This is a genomic window from Enterobacter cloacae complex sp. 309I3, from assembly GCF_050031595.1.
Lineage (GTDB): Bacteria > Pseudomonadota > Gammaproteobacteria > Enterobacterales > Enterobacteriaceae > Enterobacter > Enterobacter cloacae.
Genome location: NZ_JBLGWI010000001.1, coordinates 4,833,687 through 4,851,087, shown reverse-complemented (window position 1 = coordinate 4,851,087; position 17,401 = coordinate 4,833,687). Strand labels below are relative to the sequence as shown.

Here is a 17,401-nt window from a genome sequence, read left to right as displayed (position 1 = left end):
TGATGCAAGATTCCGTTTTTCGACTCGTAAGCAACACGGTGGACGTGGTGATAAAAACGCACCCGTTTGCCGAAATTCTCTACTGGGGGCCGCACCTTCAGCACTTTTCGCCGCAGGATGCCGCTACGCTCGCACGCCCGGTGGCTAACGGCAGGCTTGACGTGGATTCCCCGGTTACGCTGATGGCTGAACCTGGACACGGCCTGTTTGGTTCACCCGGCATTGAGGGGCACCGGCAGGGGCTGGATGGTTCCCCGGTTTTCAGCACCACCGACGTGCAGCAGCAGGGACAAACCCTGACGATAACGGCAGAAGATGAACACGCGGGCCTGCGCCTGACCAGCGAGCTGGCGCTGGACGCCAGCGGCGTGCTGGTCGTGCGGCACGGCGTAACCAACCTGAAATCGCAGGCGTGGCAGGTGGACCGTTTTGCCGTCACGCTGCCCGTGGCGGAGCGCGCCCGGGAGGTGATGGCGTTTCATGGCCGCTGGATCCGTGAATTCCAGCCGCACCGCGTCATGCTGGAGCATGACAGCTTTGTGATTGAGAACCGCCGGGGTAGAACGTCTCACGAACACTTCCCGGCGCTCATTTCAGGCACGCCGTCGTTCAGCGAAATGCACGGCGATGTCTGGGGTGTGCATCTGGGCTGGAGCGGCAACCATCGCCTTCGCGCTGAAGCCAAAACCGATGGCCGTCGCTATCTGCAAGCGGAAGCGCTCTACCTGCCAGGGGAGATGACGCTGGAAGAGGGACAAACGCTCTGGACGCCACGCCTTTATGCGAGCTACTCCGCGCACGGGCTGAACGGGATGAGCCAGCAGTTTCACCGCTACCTGCGCGACAACATCATCCGTTTCCCGGAAAACAAACCGCGTCCGGTCCATCTCAACACCTGGGAGGGGATCTACTTCAACCATGATCCGAACTACATCATGCGTATGGCTGACGAGGCGGCCGCGCTGGGTGTGGAACGCTTTATCATCGACGACGGCTGGTTTAAAGGGCGCAACGACGACCATGCTGCGCTGGGCGACTGGTATCTGGATGAAAAAAAATACCCGAACGGCCTGCGGCCAGTGATCGACCATGTCAAAAACCTCGGGATGGAGTTCGGCATCTGGATTGAACCGGAGATGATCAACCCGGATTCCGATCTCTACCGCGCGCATCCTGACTGGGTTCTGGCGCTGCCGGGATACGCGCAGGCGACCGGACGACACCAGCTGGTGCTCAACCTGAACATTCCGCAAGCGTTTGATTACCTGGTGGAGCGCATGAGCTGGCTGCTGGGCGAGCATGCGGTTGATTATGTGAAATGGGATATGAACCGCGAGCTGGTGCAGCCTGGCCATAACGGCAGAGCCGCCGCCGACGCGCAGACCCGCCAGTTTTATCGACTTTTAGATGTGCTGGGCGAGCGTTTCCCGCATATTGAATTTGAATCCTGCTCCTCCGGTGGCGGACGAATCGATTACGAGGTGCTGACCCGCTGCCATCGCTTCTGGGTGTCCGACAACAACGACGCGCTGGAGCGCAACGCTATTCAGCGCGGCATGAGCTACTTCTTCCCGCCGGAGGTGATGGGCGCGCATATCGGTCATCATAAATGCCACGCGACGTTTCGCCAGCACAGCATTGCCTTCCGCGGCCTGACGGCGCTGTTTGGCCATATGGGGCTGGAGCTGGATCCGCTCACTGTCGATGAGAAAGAGCGCGAAGGTTATCGCCATTACGCTGCGCTGCACAAGCAGTGGCGCGAGGTGATCCACCACGGCATCCAGTGGCGTGTGGATATGCCGGACGCTACCACGCTGGCGCAGGGGATCGTGAGCGAAGATAAGTCGCAGGGGCTGTTTATCATCAGCCAGCTCGCGATGCCGGATTATACCCTGATGATGCCGCTGCGCATGCCGGGGCTGGAGGCCAGCGCGCAGTACCGTATCTCGCTGCTCGATCACCCGAATATTCAGATTACGGGAGAGGGCGGGCACACCATGCGCAAGCTGCCGGCATGGATTGAGACACCGCAAACGGTGAACGGTGAGTGGCTGATGCAGGCGGGTATTGCGCTGCCGATTCTCGATCCGGAAACCGCCATTCTGATTGGTGTGGAACGCGTGTAAGGGTGACGGGCCGGGAAACTGGCCCTCCGTTGAGGATAAAAATAATGAACACAACAACCTGTACCCACAAAGACAACCCTAACTTCTGGATCTTCGGGCTGTTCTTCTTTCTCTACTTCTTCATCATGGCCACCTGCTTTCCGTTCCTGCCTATCTGGCTGTCGGACATCATCGGCCTGAACAAAACCCATACCGGCATTGTTTTCTCCTGCATTTCGCTGTCGGCTATCGCCTTCCAGCCGGTGCTGGGGGTGATTTCGGACAAGCTGGGGCTGAAAAAGCATCTGCTGTGGATTATCTCTGTACTGCTGTTTCTGTTCGCGCCCTTCTTCCTGTACGTCTTCGCGCCGCTGCTGAAAACCAACATCTGGCTGGGCGCGCTGAGCGGCGGGCTGTATATCGGCTTTGTTTTCTCGGCCGGGTCCGGGGCGATTGAGGCCTATATCGAACGCGTGAGCCGCAACAGCGCCTTTGAATACGGCAAGGCGCGCATGTTCGGCTGCCTTGGCTGGGGGCTGTGCGCCTCAACGGGGGGCATCCTGTTTGGTATCGATCCGTCATACGTTTTCTGGATGGGATCGGCGGCGGCGCTGTTGCTGATGCTGCTGCTGGTGGTCGCAAAGCCGAAGCCCAATCAGACGGTACAGGTGATGAATGCCCTGGGGGCCAACCTGCCGCAGATCACCGCGAAAACGGTCTTTAACCTGTTCCGTCAGCGCAGAATGTGGATGTTTATTCTGTACGTGATTGGCGTGGCCTGCGTCTATGACGTTTTTGATCAGCAGTTCGCCACCTTCTTCAAAACCTTCTTCGCCACGCCGCAGGAGGGCACTCGCGCCTTTGGTTTCGCGACGACGGCGGGGGAGATCTGTAACGCCATCATCATGTTCTGCTCGCCGTGGATCATTAACCGTATTGGGGCGAAAAATACGCTGCTGATCGCCGGGTTGATTATGGCGACGCGCATCATCGGCTCGTCGTTTGCCACCACCGCCGTGGAGGTCATCGCCCTGAAAATGCTGCACGCCCTGGAAGTCCCGTTCCTGCTGGTGGGGGCATTCAAGTACATCACCGGCGTGTTTGATACGCGACTCTCGGCCACTATCTATCTGATTGGCTTCCAGTTTGCCAAACAGTCAGCGGCCATTTTCCTCTCCGCCTTTGCCGGAAATATGTATGACCGGATCGGCTTCCAGGAGACGTATCTGATGCTGGGCTGCTTCGTGCTGGCAATTACGGTGGTGTCGGCGTTTACGCTGAGCAGCAGGCAGGAGATAGCCGCTGCCGCGGGCGCGGCAGCGTTAACCAGTCAGTCCAGATAAAACACCTCTTCCAGCCCGGTACTCACCGGGCTATTGTCCGGGTTCGACGGCATTACATCACGCATGTGTTTCCACCAGCGCTGGCAGACGTCGGTATTCGCGACCGCGTTCCAGCGCTCCTCCGATTCAATCTCTACGGTGGCAAACAGCAGGTTACGTTCCCGGTCGAGATAAATAGCGTAGTGGTGCGCGCCGTGGTCCTTCAGCACCGCTTCCAGCTCGGGCCAGATGGGGTTGTGGCGACGCGCGTACTCCTCGTGCGCGTCCGGGTTTACCTGCATCACAAAGGCTTTGCGGATCATAATGCCTCCAGATACAGCTCGCGCACCTCGTCGCGGCTGGCGGTGCGCGGGTTGCATGGCGCGCACGGGTCGGCGAGGGCTTTATCCAACCAGCCTTCGATATCGGCTTTGGTGACACCAAGCTGGCTGAAGCCGGACGGAATGCCGACGCGGGCGCTCAGGTCGCGAATCGCCTGAATCGCTGACATGCTGGCCGCCTCGTCGCTCATGCCGCGCGTGTCGACGCCCATCGCCTGCGCCACGCGAGCAAACCGTGCTACGGCGTTCGGGCGGTTAAAGTTTTCAACGATCGGCAGCAGGATGGCGTTACACACGCCGTGCGGCAGATTGTGCGTCGCGCCCGGCTGGTGCGCCAGGGCATGCACGAGGCCGAGGCCAGCACTGTTAAACGCCATGCCCGCCAGATACTGACCAAACGCCATCTGCTCACGTGCTTCCAGGTTATGACCGTCGTCGACCGCTTTGGGCAGCCAGAGGTTAATCAGGCGAATTGCTTCCAGCGCGTTGGCATCGGTCAGCGGGTGCGCGCCAACGGACACATAGGCTTCAATGGCATGGGTTAACGCATCCATTCCCGTTGCGGCAGTGACGGACGCAGGAATATCCAGCATAACGCTGGCATCATCCACGGCGATATCCGGAATGATGTTCGGGTCGATGATCACCTCTTTCACCTGACGCGCGGAGTCAATAATCACCGCGTTGCTGGTCATCTCCGCCGCCGTGCCTGCGGTGGTGTTGATCGCCACCAGCGGCACACCCGGGTTTTTCACCTTGCCGACGCCGGAATAATCGGTGGACGGACCCGGATTGGCGGTGAGGATTTTAATCGCTTTGGCGGTATCAATCGGGCTGCCGCCACCAAAGGCGATAAGATAATCACATTCCGCGTCCCGGTATGCTGCATAGCCTTTTTGCACCAGCGCCTCCGTCGGGTTGGGAAAGACCGCGTCAAACAGCTGATATGACATCTGGTGCGCATCCAGCGCGGTAAACAGACTGTCCAGCAGGCCCAGCTTCACCAGCTGGCCGTCAGTGACAATCAGCGCTTTGCCCCACCGTTTGTTCGCCACCAGCCTGACCATGTCGCCAATAGCGCCCGCGCCGTGCAGGCTGATTTTTGGCAGTGCCAACATAAAGCTCATGATAATTCTCCTTAACTATCGCCCGGACCGTCCGGTCAGCGAGGGTTTATGCATATATTTCCAGCGCTGATCGGAGCGGGGTTACGCCGAAGCGCTTGCCGAGCGCAATAAGTTCTTCGCGGGTAATGGTTTGCTTCATACCGCCCATGGAATAAACCTTTACCAGCACTTCAGCGGATTTCTCGGCGGTGTCGATCAGGCCGAAGGTTTCATCAAGCGTAGGGCCGCTGCCGAAGACGCCGTGGAACGGCCACAGCACCAGCGAATGTTTTTGCATATCTCTGGCTGTCGCCTGGCCGATTTCGTCGGTGCCCGGTACCATCCACGGCAGAATGCCGACCCCGTCCGGGAAGACCACCAGACACTCGGTGCTGCCTTCCCACAGCTTGCGGGTGATGAAGTCAGAGCTGTTTTCCAGCACGTAGGTCAGGGCGATCAGGTTGGTGGCGTGGCAGTGCATGATCACGCGGTCTTTGCCGTTGGTCGCCCTGATGCGCTCGCAGTGCGAGAGGAAGTGCGCCGGCAGTTCAGATGTGGGTACCGCTTCATCGGTCAGGCCCCACAGGATGTGGTAGCCCGCGCCGTCGCTGTCCACTTTCACCACGCCAAGGTTGGCCTCTGGATCGAGCTGGACGTTACGGAAGAACTTGCCGGATCCAGTGACGATAAACGGCGTATTGGCGAGCAGCGGCATGGGCTGGCTCAGGGCAATATAGCGCGGCTTCTGGTGGAAATCGGCGGTGTAGGGTTCGATATCCGCGTCGTCCAGGCGCAGCGTGAGGTTGCCGCCGTTACGCTCGTCCCAGCCCTTCAGCCAGGCATCGGAGGTGGCTTTGATCATGCCCTGGACGAACCAGGAGGTGGTGATGGTCTGCATAGTTTTCTTTTCCAGTTATCGCGGTGAGGTGAAATCCCTCACCCCAGCCCTCTCCCACAGGGAGAGGGGGTAAAAGTTCCCTCTCCCTGTGGGAGAGGGTTAGGGTGAGGGCAAAATTACCCGCGCTGACTTAACACGTCTTTCTCATACGCCCGCACGTTTTCCAGCCACTGGCTGCCTGCCGGCGTGTCGTTACGCTGGCAGTACATCTCCCACACGGCCTGCCACGGCAGGGATTTCTGCTCTTCCAGCAGCGCCAGGCGCGCGGTGTAGTCGCCGTTTGCTTCCAGCTGTTTCAGCGCTGCGGTTGGCTCCAGCAGCGCGCGCAGCAGGGCTTTTTTCATATTGCGGGTGCCGATCACCCATGCCGCGATGCGGTTGATGGAGGCGTCAAAGAAGTCGAGGCCAATGTGCACGCGGTCAAACAGGTCATGACGGATGATTTCGCTGGCAATCGCCTGGGTTTCGTCATCCAGCAGCACCACGTGGTCGCTGTCCCAGCGCACCGGACGGCTGACGTGCAGCAGCAGGCGCGGCACGAAGAGCATGGCGGCGGAGATTTTGTCGGAGATCACTTCTGTGGGGTGGAAGTGACCGGCGTCCAGGCACAACGCGGTCTGGCGGCTGGTGGCGTAACCCATGTAGAACTCGTTCGAGCCGACGGTATAGCTCTCCGCGCCAATGCCGAACAGCTTGCTCTCCACCGCGTCGATGTGGTGCGCCGGGTTGAGTTTTTCGCTAATGGCCTCATCCAGCGCGGCCAGCAGGCGCTGACGCGGGGCGAGACGGTCGACGGTGATGTCTTTCATGCCGTCCGGGATCCAGATGTTCATCACCGACGGCGTGCCAAGCTGCTCGCCAAACCAGGCTGAGACGCGCCGGCAGGCTTTAACGTGGTCGATCCAGAACTGACGGATCTCGTCGTTGGCATGCGCAAGGGTAAACCCCTCTGCGCTCAGCGGGTGCGAGAAGCAGGACGGGTTAAAGTCCAGACCCAGCTTGTTGGCTTTGGCCCATTCCACCCAGTTTTTAAAGTGCTCCGGTTTGATTGCGTTACGCGCCACCGGCTCGTCGGACTCCAGATAGATCGCGTGCAGGTTCAGGCGTTTTGGCCCCGGGATCAGACTCAGCGCCAGTTCCAGATCCGCACGCAGTTCGGTGGCGTTGCGCGCTTTGCCCGGATAGTTACCCGTCGCCTGAATGCCACCCGTCAGAGAACCGCCCGGGTTCTCGAAGCCGGCGACGTCATCGCCCTGCCAGCAGTGCATGGAGACAGGCAGACGGTCGAGCTGGCGCAGCGCCGCGTCGACATCCACGCCGACGGCGGCGAAACGCTGTTTAGCCAGGTCCCAGGCTTGTTCAAGTTGAGTGGTCATGCGCAAAGCTCCTTAGTCAGTCGTTTTTGCTGAAACTGCGCCCGGTAGCGGGCAATTTCATGGCAGGGATTAGGGGGGAAGGTGGTCAGGCGGGTATTCGCGGTGACCACCGAACGGAATTCGTCGACGTCTGAAAGTTCGTCCAGAGTCATCAGTTGAATACCGATGTTGCCGAGCGTTGAGGCCTCCACCGGACCCGCCACCACGGTGATGCCGCAGGCATCGGCGCAGAGCTGGTTCAGCAGCTGGTTCTGGCAGCCGCCGCCCACGATATGCAGCTGGCTGAACGGTTTGCCGCGAAGGCTCGCCAGCTCGCTCAGAACATCCGCGTAGAGCAGGGCCAGGCTGTCAAAAATGCAGCGCGCCAGCTCGGCAGGACGGGAAGGCACCGGCTGACCGGCTTCGAAACAGGCGGCCTGGATTTCGGCGCTCATATGCACCGGGTTAATAAAGCGGTCGTCGTTCGGGTTGATCAGGAACGTACAGGCCTTCAGCTTTTCGGTCTCTGCGATAAGCGCAGGCAGGTCGGCAATGTGCTGCTCTTTCAGCATCCTCTGGAGCAGCCAGAGCCCCATGATGTTCTTCAGCACGCGGTAGCGGCCTTCAGCACCGCCTTCGTTAGTGATGTTTGCTGCCATTGCGGCGTCGCTGGTGTACGGCGTTTTGCTCTCAAAGCCCATCAGCGACCAGGTGCCGGAAGAGAGATAGGCCGCGTCTTTACCGGCCAACGGCGATGCAATCACCGCGCTGGCGGTGTCGTGACTGGCGACGGCGACCACCGGGATTTCATTCCCCTGTGGGCAAATCCAGTAACCGATTATGTTACCCGGATGGGTCGGCGTGCCGAACCAGGAAGGCGAAGCGCCGGTCCAGGCCAGCAGGGTTTCATCCCAGCTGTCGGTGTTGATGTTGACCAGCTGCGTGGTGGTGGCGTTGGTGTATTCCCAGTTCATGTTGCCGGTCAGCCGGTAGCTTAAGTAATCCGGGATCAGCAGCGTGTGCGCCACCTTTTTGACCAGCTCCGGCTGCTGCTCAACCAGCGCGCGCAGCTGATACAGCGTGTTAAAGGACAGAAACTGAATGCCGCTGCGGCCATAGATGTTGTCCTTGCCAAGCTGCGCGATGGCCTGTGCCATCAGCCCGTCGGTGCGGCTGTCGCGATACGAGACGGGCAGGCCGACACGTTCGCCGTGGCTGTCGAGCAGAACGTAGTCCACCCCCCAGGTATCAATGCCGATGCTGTCGATGCGAATGCCGTCGTTGCAGATGTTGTTCAGCCCGGTGCGGATCTCCGCTTCCAGGGCATCAATATCCCAGGTATCAAAACCGTCCTGTTTTTGCAGGCAGTTGGCGAAACGGTGCATTTCGCGAAGCGTAAGTGTGCGCTTGCCGCAGTCCCAGGTGGCGAGCATTACGCGGCCGCTGGATGCGCCTAAATCGACAGCCACACAATGGCGAAAAGTCATGGTCAGGTCCCTTCTTAAGTCATTGGTGTTGAGTGTAAAAAAGGGAAGAAAAGACCACCTTCTCGTCACTGACAGCCCGAATCTCGCGCTGGCAAGAAAGCAAAGATGAACGTGAGGGAGTTCACAATTTCCAGTCAGGGCGGGGTTTTCGGGCAATGTGACGTTGACCGCATTTCCCGATTTTTCCGCCTGTTTCTTGAAAAATGGACAGCTTTTGCGACGTTTGCTGTCAAAAATTTAAGGTGAGTGTGGAAGGCCTTAATTACTATTTTGAGAACTTTTCTCATTGGTGGGGGCCGTTATGACCGTACTGCACAGCGTCGATTTTTTCCCGTCGGGAACGTCTCCGGTCGCGATTGAGCCACGGCTCCCGCAGGCTGCGTTTCCTGAACATCATCATGATTTTCATGAAATTGTGATTGTCGAGCATGGGACAGGCATTCACGTCTTTAACGGCCAGCCGTACACCATCAGCGGCGGTATGGTGTGCTTCGTGCGCGATCACGACAGGCATTTGTATGAACATACCGACAATCTGTGCCTGACCAACGTGCTCTATCGTTCGCCGGACGCGTTCCAGTTTCTGTCGGGGTTGAACAAGCTCCTGCCTCAGGAGCAGGATGGGCACTACCCGTCTCACTGGCGGGTGAATCAGTCCACGCTGCAGCAGGTGCGCCAGCTGGTGAATCAACTGGAGCAGAGCGAGGACGGGCAGGAGACCCATGCCATTGCCACCCGCGAGCTGCTGTTTATGCAGCTGCTGGTGCTGCTGCGTCGCAGCTCTCTGGTGGAAGGGCTGGCAAATAACGACGCGCGGCTGAACCAGCTGATGGCCTGGCTGGAGGACCATTTCGCCGAGGATGTGTGCTGGGAAACGCTGGCGGATGATTTTTCGCTGTCGTTACGCACGCTCCATCGTCAGCTCAAGCAGCACACCGGGCTAACGCCCCAGCGCTACCTCAATCGTCTGCGCCTGATTAAGGCGCGTCATCTTTTACGTCACACCGATGAAAGCGTCACGGATATCGCCTATCGCTGCGGTTTCGGCGACAGTAATCACTTTTCGACCCTTTTTCGCCGCGAGTTTAGCTGGTCGCCGCGCGATATCCGTCAGGGGAAGGATGCTTCACTCCAGTAACGCGAAGGCAATCACCGTTTTATTGCCGCAAAAAGGCTAATAATGTCCGGTTATTCACCGTAGAGGTTGTGGTGTGGCCGCTCAGTTAATTCTTCGCAAAGATGATTTTTTTGCCTCCGCGAGTCAGGCCGTCGCGGTGGCCGACCGCTACCCGCAAAATGTCTTTGCCGAGCATACCCACGAATTTTGCGAGCTGGTGCTAGTGTGGCGCGGCAACGGCTTACACATCCTCAATGACAGGCCCTACCGCATTACGCGTGGCGATCTGTTTTATATCCGCGCCGAAGACAAACACGCCTACGCCTCGGTTAACGATCTGGTGTTGCAGAACGTGATCTACTGCCCGGACAGGCTCAAACTGAACGTCGACTGGGCGGCCCATATCCCCGGTTTTCTCAATGCCAGAGGCGAACCCCACTGGCGCTTGAGCAGCAGCGGCATGGCACAGGTGCGCCAGACGATCTCCCAGCTGGAGCAGGAGAGCCAGAAGCACGATCCGGTGGCAAACCCGATGGCGGAACTGCTGTTCGCCCAGCTGGTCATGACTCTCAAACGCCATCGTTACGCTACCGATAACCCCTCAGCGACCGTTCAGGAAGCGCTGCTGGACAAGCTGATCGCCCGGCTTGCGGGCAGCCTGAACAAAAGTTTCGTGCTGGAAAAGTTCTGCGAGCAGGAGCAGTGCAGCGAGCGCGCGCTGCGCCAGCAGTTCCGCACCCAGACGGGGATGACGGTGAATCACTACCTGCGCCAGCTGCGCATCTGCCACGCCCAGTATCTGTTGCAGCATACGGAGCTGATGGTCAGTGAGGTGGCGATGCGCTGCGGGTTTGAGGACAGTAATTACTTTTCGGTGGTGTTTAACCGCGAGGTGGGGATGACGCCGGTTCAGTGGCGTCATCGCAGTCGAAAGGCAGCGTAGTCAGTTCGCCATGCCGAGGCCGACAATGTTAGCGGCAATGATGATCACCACGCAGCCCAGGCTCAGGACGCCCACCGGACGACGCCCGGCGTTATTCCACTCCTTCAGTACCAGCCCAACCAGTCCGCCACACAGTACGTAGAAGCTCATGTGCAGCATCCAGCTTATGTAGTCGTACTGCGGTGGAATGCTGGCGTGACCCCAGGCGTAGAAAAAGAACTGCAGATACCACATGAGACCGCCCAGCATCGACAACAGCACATTGGTGATGATTAAGGATTTTGCCAGAGAGAAATCGGCTTTTACCGACAGATCCTTCACTTTTGCCAGACGAATGAAGCAGAAGCCGAGGTTTACCAGCGCGCCGCCGCCCATGATCACCACGTAGCTTGGTAGCGCCACGTACAGCGGGTCGACGCCCAGCGCGGCGGCCGCTTCGTGCATAGGTTTTGCGGCGTTCATGGCGAACGACATGCCCGCCGAGAAGATGCCGCACATCACTGCCAGCAGCAGCCCTTTCTTCAGGTTAAAGTCCTCGGCTTTGATGCCCATCTTGCGCTCTTTCAGCTGACCCGCACGGGTGACGATACCCACGCCGATCACCGCGACAAGCACGCCCAGCAGCGTCATCTGCCCGCCTTTGGTGTTGAGCAACACATCGACATTGCCGTTAAGAATGGGCGTCATCAGCGTGCCGACGATCAGGGTAATGCCAATTGCGATGCCGATACCCATCGACATCCCGAGGTAGCGCATGGTCAGGCCATAGTTGATGTTGCCGATGCCCCACATCGCACCGAACAGAAACACCGGCAGCAGGGTGGAGGCACTGAAGGAGGTGAAGTAGCCCCAGAAATCCGGGAGCAGCATGGCGCTAATGGTCCAGGGCAAAATCAGCCAGGAGACGGTACCGCCAACCGACCACATGGTTTCCCACGACCACCCTTTCACCTTTTTGAACGGGGCATAGAAACAGGCTGCACTGGCTGCGCCTATCAAATGCCAGAAGATACCCATCGTAATCGCATGATTCATTTTTACGTCCTCATCGTTTTTATAGCCGGTGGCTTCCCCCCGACTTGATGAGTGTAAAAATTAGGCGGTTCAGGAACCTTCAGAAGGTTGCCGCACTTTGGTTCTGGATGGCAATCAGCACGTTAACCGGGTGAGCAGACTCACAATTTTGTCATTTGGCAAAACCCAAATAACCTTATAAAAACTACGGCATTGATAATCATTTTCAATATCATTTAATTAACTATAATGAACCAACTGCTTACGCGGCATTAACAGCTGTGCCGCCCGACACTAATGGAGAGGATTATGAGTTATACACTGCCATCCCTGCCGTATGCCTATGACGCACTGGAACCGCATTTCGACAAGCAGACGATGGAAATCCATCACACTAAACACCACCAGACCTATGTGAACAACGCGAATGCTGCGCTGGAAAGCCTGCCAGAGTTCGCTAACCTGCCTGTTGAAGAGCTGATCACCAAACTGGACCAGCTGCCAGCGGACAAGAAAACCGTACTGCGTAACAACGCGGGCGGCCACGCTAACCACAGCCTGTTCTGGAAAGGCCTCAAAACCGGTACCACCCTGCAGGGCGACCTGAAAGCGGCTATCGAGCGCGACTTCGGTTCTGTTGATAACTTCAAAGCGGAATTCGAAAAAGCGGCTGCAACCCGTTTCGGATCTGGCTGGGCGTGGCTGGTTCTGAAAGGTGACAAACTGGCGGTCGTTTCTACCGCAAACCAGGACTCCCCGCTGATGGGTGAAGCGATCTCTGGCGCATCTGGTTTCCCAATTCTGGGTCTGGACGTGTGGGAACACGCTTACTACCTGAAGTTCCAGAACCGTCGCCCGGACTACATCAAAGCCTTCTGGGATGTGGTGAACTGGGACGAAGCTGCAGCGCGTTTCGCCGCGAAAAAATAAGGTTGCATTGACGCCTGTGAGAAGCGAGTCTGTTGACTCGCTTTTTTTGTATCTGAAGGAGTAGAGATGCATTACCCGGTGAATGTGTTTACAGGCAAGGTAAGGGAATACGACGGCAGCCGCCCGAGCGCCATCGCCAAAGTGCAGGTCGACGGAGAGCTGACGTTAACCGAGCTCGGGCTTGCGGGCGACGAGCAGGCCGAGAAGAAAATCCACGGCGGGCCCGAACGCGCGCTGTGCCACTATCCGCGCGAGCATTATCAATACTGGATAACCGAATTCCCTGAACAGGCGGACCTGTTCGTCGCCCCCGCGTTCGGTGAGAATCTCTCCACCGAAGGGCTGACGGAGAAGAACGTCTTCATCGGTGATATTTTCCGCTGGGGTGATGCCCTGATTCAGGTAACGCAACCGCGCTCGCCATGCTTCAAGCTTAACTTCCATTTCGGCATTAACGACATGTCCGCACGGCTGCAGAGCGCGGGCAAAACCGGCTGGTTGTACCGAGTGGTGCTGGCGGGGCAGGTGTCTGCGGATGCGCCGCTGGAGCTGGTGTCGCGCCTGAGCGATGTGTCGGTGTATGACGCCTGTGCCATTGCCTGGCATATGCCGTTTGATGACGAGCAATATCATCGGCTGTTGTCGGCGGCAGGGTTATCCACCAGCTGGACAAGAACGATGCAGAAACGCCGCACTAGTCGGCAGATTGAGGATAATTCGCGGAGATTGTGGGGGAAATAGTGCCCCTCACCCCGGCCCTCTCCCCAAAGGGGCGAGGGTGAAAAAACCGCACCGAGCAGTGCCCTCTCCCCTTTGGGGAGAGGGTTAGGGTGAGGGGATTACGCGCGCTTATACAACGGTAGCCACAGCGTTAACCGCAGCCCGCCCAACGGACTGTCGTCGGCTTTCACCCAGCCGCGATGCTGCTGCATAGCGGTTTCAACAATCGCCAGACCCAGCCCGGTACCGCCAGATTCACGGTCCCGCGCCTCGTCGGTGCGGTAGAACGGACGGAAAATCTGCTCGCGATCTTCCGGGCTTACGCCTGGACCATCGTCATCCACAATGATGGTGATACCGTCTTTATCCACCGAGAAGGCCACCTCAATCTTCGTATGCGAGTAGCGCAGGGCGTTACGCACGATATTCTCCAGCGCGCTCTCAAGCGTGTTGGGGTTACCGTACAGCGGCCATGGCCCCGGCGGGAAGTTGACGGTGAACGATTTACCCATCTGTTCCGCTTCGAACGCCGCGTTGTCTAACACTTCATGCCACAGCTGATTGGCTTTCACCGTTTCGCTCACCAGCGCGTTTTTCTGCTGATTGCGCGACATCACCAGCAGATCGTTGATCATGCTGTCCAGACGCTGGGCTTCGGTTTCGATACGTTCCAGCTCTTTGCTCTCACCGCTGCGGCGACGCAGCAGTGCGGTGCCCAGCTGGAGTCGCGTGAGCGGCGTACGCAGTTCGTGCGAGATATCCGACAGCAGCCGCTGCTGCGTGGTCATCATGCGCTCAAGAGCGGTGATCATCTGGTTGAAACTGGCCCCGGCGGCAAGAAACTCCTGCGGTCCGGCTTCCAGCTCAGGGTGCTGTCGCAGGTTACCCTGCGCCACTTCGTCGGCGGCGTTTTTCAGCTTACGCGCCGGTTTTGCCAGGCTCCACGCCAGCCATAACAGCAGTGGAGAACTGACCAGCATCGTCACAATCAGCAGCAGAAGCGGACGGTCAAACAGCAGGTTGATAAAATCGGACTGGGAATTGCTCGCCGGGCGAATCAGATAGAGCTGGTAGTTATCTTCCCCATCCCTGACTGAGAAAGGGCCCACCATCTCAACCCGACCATATTTTTTCTTCTGCGGATGATCGGCGTTATCCGCCTGGCCAATAAAGTTGCGGATGATCTGCATTTCATTGCGATCCGCGCCAATCACTCGGCCTTCGCTGGTCACCAGCAGCAGGCGTTGTCCGGGAGGTGCCCATTTGTCGATAGCGCGAAACAGTCTGCGCCACCACATCAAATCGTTTGGCGGATCGTTTGCCAGCTCGGCTTCTACGTGCTGCTCGATCATCACGCCCTGACGTTGCTCGCTGTCGAGAAGCTCCGTCATCTGGCGTGAGTCGAGTTTTGGCAACATCAAAACCAGCATTAAAACCAGTGCCAGCGTCAGCCAGAAGATGGCGAAGATGCGGGCGGTTAAGCTTCCTATCATGAAGCGGAAACCATCAGATAGCCGCGACCACGCAGGGTTTTAAACCACGGATGACCGTCTTTACGCTCCGGCAGTTTGCGGCGCAGGTTCGAGATATGCATATCGATGGCACGGTCAAACGGCGTGAGGCGTTTACCCAGCACTTCCTGGCTTAAGTGTTCGCGCGATACCACCTGGCCGAGGTGCTGCGCCAGCAGATACAGCAGCGTGAACTCGGTACCGGTCAGCTCCAGCGTTTCACCGTCAAAGCTCGCTTCCTGACGACCCGGATTGAGGCTCAGGGAGTCCACTTCCAGCGTCGGTGAACTGTTGTCAGTATTTTGCTGCTGTTCGCTCCAGTGGGAACGACGCAGGATAGCGCGAATACGGGCGACCAGTTCGCGGTCGTTGAACGGCTTCGGTAGATAGTCATCTGCACCCAGCTCAAGGCCGAGTACACGGTCTAGTTCGCTGCCGCGTGCGGTCAGCATGATAACGGGGGTCTGGTGTGTCTGGCGAAGCTCTTTCAGCGTATCAATGCCGTTTTTCTTCGGCATCATGACGTCGAGCAAAAGTAGATCGATGCTGTCGTCAAGGAGACTCAGCGCCTGCTCGCCATCATGGGCGACCAGAACGTTGAAACCTTCCATGTCGAGCAACTCCTTTAAAAGAGATGTGAGCTCTCGGTCATCATCAACTAACAGGATTTTATTCATTGTTTAAATACCTCCGAGGCAGAAATTACGACATCAAGGCTATCTAATCCATGACTTTACGTTGTTTTACACCCCCTGACGCATGTTTGCAGCCTGAATCGTAGACTGTCTCTCGTTGAATCGCGACATGAAAGATTTTGGGAGCAAGTGATGCGCAAAGTTACCGCTGCCGTCATGGCCTCAACGCTGGCGTTCAGTGCGTTTAGCCAGGCCGCTGTAGCTATCATCGGCGATAACGCGTCCTCACAAGAGGGCATCGCGCAGCACAGCAGCCAAAGCCATATGTTTGACGGCATAAGTTTAACCGAACATCAGCGTCAACAGATGCGAGATCTGATGCAGAGGGCACGACACGATCAGCCCCCTGTTAATGTTAGCGAAATGGAGACAATGCATCGCCTTGTCACCGCAGAAAATTTTGACGAAAACGCTGTACGTGCTCAGGCAGAAAAAATGGCACAGGAGCAGGTTGCCCGCCAGGTAGAGATGGCGAAGGTTCGCAACCAGATGTTCCACCTGTTGTCGCCCGAGCAGCAAGCGGTTTTGAACCAGAAACATCAGCAACGTATGGACCAATTGCGTAAGGTTGCACGGATGCAGCGAAGCTCAGAAACGACGCTTTTCAGTAGCAATAGCAGTACCCGTAGTAACCAGTAAACCCTGTTTTCCTTGCCATAGACACCATCCCTGTCTTCCCCCACATGATGTGGGGGTTTTTTTTGCCCTTCATTCTGATGTGTTAACCGTTTATTCATCCTTTGACTCCGTAACCTTCCGTTATACTAGCGGCATGGCATGACAGGAGTATTTATGAATCAATCCTATGGAAGACTGGTCAGCCGGGCCGCCATTGCCGCGACGGTCGTGGCCTCAAGCTTACTGGTCATCAAAATATTCGCGTGGTGGTACACGGGCTCGGTCAGTATTCTGGCGGCGCTGGTGGACTCGCTGATGGATATTGCCGCCTCGCTGACCAACCTGCTGGTGGTGCGTTACTCGCTGCAACCGGCGGATGAAGAGCACACCTTCGGGCACGGCAAAGCCGAATCGCTGGCGGCGCTGGCGCAAAGTATGTTTATTTCCGGCTCTGCGCTGTTTCTGTTTTTAACCGGCATTCAGCATCTTGTTTCGCCATCACCCATGAACGATCCCGGCGTGGGCGTGGTGGTGACGGTGGCTGCACTTATATGCACCCTTGTTCTTGTAACGTTCCAGCGCTGGGTGGTTCGAAAAACGCAAAGTCAGGCTGTACGGGCGGATATGCTTCATTATCAGTCTGATGTTATGATGAATGGCGCTATTCTTATTGCGCTCGGTCTTGCCTGGTATGGCTGGCATCGGGCCGATGCGTTATTTGCGTTAGGGATTGGCATCTATATTTTATACAGCGCTTTGCGGATGGGGTATGACGCGGTGCAATCGCTTCTTGACCGTGCGCTCCCCGACGCAGAACGCGATGAAATTTATACTATCGTGACCTCCTGGCCGGGTGTCAGTGGTGCTCACGATCTTCGTACGCGGCAGTCAGGGCCGACCCGCTTTATTCAGATTCACATAGAAATGGAAGACAACCTGCCATTGGTTCAGGCTCACGTTATTGCTGAGCAGGTGGAGCAGGCGATTTTGCAGCGTTTTCCTGGGTCAGACGTCATTATTCACCAGGATCCCTGCTCGGTTGTACCCGGTTATGTTGGGCTTTCGTAATTCGTTGTAAAAAAGTGAGCCAGGCCAGCATTTTGTGTATAAATTACCGCCATTTGGTCTGACCTGAATCAATTCAGCTGGAAGTGGTTGATATACTATTTGCAGTATTCGTTGGTCGACAAGTTTCTTCCGGCAACAGATTTCAATTTTGCATTCCTAAGTTCAGAGGTA

At 57.4% G+C, this 17,401-nt stretch carries 16 protein-coding genes; 8 read left to right on the top strand and 8 right to left on the bottom strand.

The window, feature by feature from the left end; genetic code table 11:
* The first annotated feature begins 2 nt into the window (after positions 1 to 2).
* Positions 3 to 2,126 carry an alpha-galactosidase gene (locus tag ACQG22_RS23210; RefSeq protein WP_369706737.1) on the top strand — a complete coding sequence of 708 codons (2,124 nt, stop codon included), beginning with the start codon at positions 3 to 5 and terminating at the stop codon, positions 2,124 to 2,126.
* A 44-nt stretch (positions 2,127 to 2,170) separates the two neighbouring features.
* Positions 2,171 to 3,448, top strand: coding sequence for an MFS transporter (locus tag ACQG22_RS23205; RefSeq protein ID WP_129252938.1), 1,278 nt, complete (start codon positions 2,171 to 2,173; stop codon positions 3,446 to 3,448).
* Here the strand turns inward: ACQG22_RS23205 and rhaM are convergent.
* The 5 genes from rhaM to rhaB form a co-directional block, all read right to left on the bottom strand.
* The gene (rhaM, locus tag ACQG22_RS23200) at positions 3,436 to 3,750 is read right to left on the bottom strand and encodes an L-rhamnose mutarotase (RefSeq protein ID WP_013099341.1); all 315 of its coding nucleotides are present in this window, start codon (positions 3,748 to 3,750) and stop codon (positions 3,436 to 3,438) included. The two genes, ACQG22_RS23205 and rhaM, sit on opposite strands and share 13 nt — an antisense overlap.
* Positions 3,747 to 4,895 (bottom strand): lactaldehyde reductase, encoded by a 1,149-nt coding sequence (fucO, locus tag ACQG22_RS23195; RefSeq protein WP_020686896.1) that lies wholly within the window; start codon positions 4,893 to 4,895, stop codon positions 3,747 to 3,749. Before fucO ends, rhaM begins: the two co-directional genes overlap by 4 nt.
* Before the next feature lie 46 nt (positions 4,896 to 4,941).
* Entirely contained in the window at positions 4,942 to 5,772 is an 831-nt protein-coding gene (gene rhaD, locus ACQG22_RS23190; protein ID WP_369706736.1) for a rhamnulose-1-phosphate aldolase, read from the bottom strand.
* A gap of 116 nt (positions 5,773 to 5,888) precedes the next feature.
* Entirely contained in the window at positions 5,889 to 7,148 is a 1,260-nt protein-coding gene (rhaA, locus tag ACQG22_RS23185; RefSeq protein WP_094916571.1) for an L-rhamnose isomerase, read from the bottom strand.
* Positions 7,145 to 8,614, bottom strand: coding sequence for a rhamnulokinase (gene rhaB, locus ACQG22_RS23180; RefSeq protein ID WP_369706735.1), 1,470 nt, complete (start codon positions 8,612 to 8,614; stop codon positions 7,145 to 7,147). The genes rhaA and rhaB overlap by 4 nt, the downstream gene beginning before the upstream one ends.
* 301 nt (positions 8,615 to 8,915) lie before the next feature.
* On the opposite strand from rhaB, the gene rhaS reads away from it, so the two are divergent.
* Entirely contained in the window at positions 8,916 to 9,752 is an 837-nt protein-coding gene (rhaS, locus tag ACQG22_RS23175) for an HTH-type transcriptional activator RhaS (protein WP_013099335.1), read from the top strand.
* A gap of 73 nt (positions 9,753 to 9,825) precedes the next feature.
* On the top strand, positions 9,826 to 10,674 hold the full coding sequence (gene rhaR / locus ACQG22_RS23170) for an HTH-type transcriptional activator RhaR (protein ID WP_013099334.1): 849 nt from the start codon (positions 9,826 to 9,828) through the stop codon (positions 10,672 to 10,674).
* Here the strand turns inward: rhaR and rhaT are convergent, their stop codons facing one another.
* Entirely contained in the window at positions 10,675 to 11,709 is a 1,035-nt protein-coding gene (gene rhaT / locus ACQG22_RS23165; RefSeq protein ID WP_013099333.1) for an L-rhamnose/proton symporter RhaT, read from the bottom strand.
* A gap of 288 nt (positions 11,710 to 11,997) precedes the next feature.
* Between rhaT and sodA the strand changes: the two genes are divergently transcribed.
* Both sodA and yiiM read left to right on the top strand, forming a co-directional pair.
* Positions 11,998 to 12,618 carry a superoxide dismutase [Mn] gene (sodA, locus tag ACQG22_RS23160; RefSeq protein WP_003861999.1) on the top strand — a complete coding sequence of 207 codons (621 nt, stop codon included), beginning with the start codon at positions 11,998 to 12,000 and terminating at the stop codon, positions 12,616 to 12,618.
* Between the two features lie 66 nt (positions 12,619 to 12,684).
* Positions 12,685 to 13,359, top strand: coding sequence for a 6-hydroxyaminopurine reductase (gene yiiM, locus ACQG22_RS23155; protein ID WP_013099332.1), 675 nt, complete (start codon positions 12,685 to 12,687; stop codon positions 13,357 to 13,359).
* 98 nt (positions 13,360 to 13,457) lie between these two features.
* Here yiiM and cpxA read toward each other — a convergent pair whose 3' ends face one another.
* Positions 13,458 to 14,831, bottom strand: a complete 1,374-nt coding sequence (cpxA, locus tag ACQG22_RS23150) for an envelope stress sensor histidine kinase CpxA (RefSeq protein ID WP_013099331.1) — start codon at positions 14,829 to 14,831, stop codon at positions 13,458 to 13,460.
* Positions 14,828 to 15,526, bottom strand: coding sequence for an envelope stress response regulator transcription factor CpxR (gene cpxR / locus ACQG22_RS23145; RefSeq protein WP_003862004.1), 699 nt, complete (start codon positions 15,524 to 15,526; stop codon positions 14,828 to 14,830). Before cpxR ends, cpxA begins: the two co-directional genes overlap by 4 nt.
* Positions 15,527 to 15,676: 150 nt before the next feature.
* On the opposite strand from cpxR, the gene cpxP reads away from it, so the two are divergent.
* Positions 15,677 to 16,183, top strand: coding sequence for a cell-envelope stress modulator CpxP (gene cpxP / locus ACQG22_RS23140; protein WP_013099329.1), 507 nt, complete (start codon positions 15,677 to 15,679; stop codon positions 16,181 to 16,183).
* Between the two features lie 153 nt (positions 16,184 to 16,336).
* The gene (gene fieF / locus ACQG22_RS23135) at positions 16,337 to 17,230 is read left to right on the top strand and encodes a CDF family cation-efflux transporter FieF (protein ID WP_013099328.1); all 894 of its coding nucleotides are present in this window, start codon (positions 16,337 to 16,339) and stop codon (positions 17,228 to 17,230) included.
* Positions 17,231 to 17,401: the final 171 nt, after the last annotated feature.